Annotated in this window: 1 protein-coding gene and 1 pseudogene; both read left to right on the top strand. The window is 67.4% G+C overall.

What is annotated here, in order from left to right:
* Positions 1–336 (top strand): annotated as a pseudogene (locus KGA66_RS30685) (hypothetical protein); the annotation flags it as partial.
* Positions 333–803: an IS5 family transposase gene (locus tag KGA66_RS29245; RefSeq protein ID WP_438822089.1), complete on the top strand. Its 471-nt coding sequence runs from the start codon at positions 333–335 to the stop codon at positions 801–803. The pseudogene KGA66_RS30685 and the gene KGA66_RS29245, both read left to right, overlap by 4 nt.
* The last annotated feature ends 55 nt before the right edge of the window (positions 804–858 follow it).

Genomic DNA, 858 nt, shown 5'->3' with positions numbered 1-858 from the left:
ACCTGGGCGGCGATCCTGCTGGGGGTGATCGAACAGGTCGAGGAGCTCGGCGACATCGACTGGTTCGTCCCCGTCGATTCCACCACCGTGCGCGCCCACCAGGACGCCTCGGGCGCCCTCGTCGATGACCAGGCCCTGGCCGAGGCGCTGGCCTGGGTGGATGCGAAGACAAACCCGCCAAGTCAAGACGAGCATCCTCGGCTGCTGCCGGTTCCGGCGAGGCTGATCCCGCAGTTGCAGGCGCGTCGCGGGCGTCGCCGGAGCGCCGGGAACGCACCCGCCGGCGCAAGGCCCGGGCCCGCGCCGCCAAGCTTGGACGGTCCCGGGGCGGACTGACCAGCAAGATTCACTACGCGTGCGACGGGAAGGCCCGTCCTTTCCCGGCCATCGTCACCGCGGGCCAGGACGGCGACAGTCCACAGTTCATCCCGGTCCTCGAGCGCGTCAGGGTCAGGCGCTCGCGGGGTGGCGCGCCGCGCTCGCGTCCCACCGCGGTCGCCGCCGACATGGCCTACGGCTCCCGCGAGAACCGTGCCTACCTGCGCAGACGGAAGATCAAAGCGGTTATTCCGGAGAAGGCCGACTACCAGGCCAACCGTCTACGCAAGGGACGCAAGGGCGGACGTCCGATCAGCTTCGACGCGCAGGAGTACAAGCGGCGCAACCTGATCGAGCGGTGCAACCAAAAGCTCAAGAGTTGGCGGGGCATCGCGACGCGCTACGACAAGCTGCCCGCCATGTTCGAAGGCGGAATCGCCCTGGTCAGCACCCGTATCTGGCTCCAATCCCTCTGCCCGGGATGATCAACGCGAAGCCAAGAATTATCAAGCACTGGTCACATTTCAAAACACGGCCTAG

Source organism: Actinocrinis puniceicyclus, from assembly GCF_018283645.1.
GTDB lineage: Bacteria > Actinomycetota > Actinomycetes > Streptomycetales > Catenulisporaceae > Actinocrinis > Actinocrinis puniceicyclus.
Note: the sequence above shows the minus strand (reverse complement) of the source record. Positions and strands in the feature narration are given on the sequence as shown.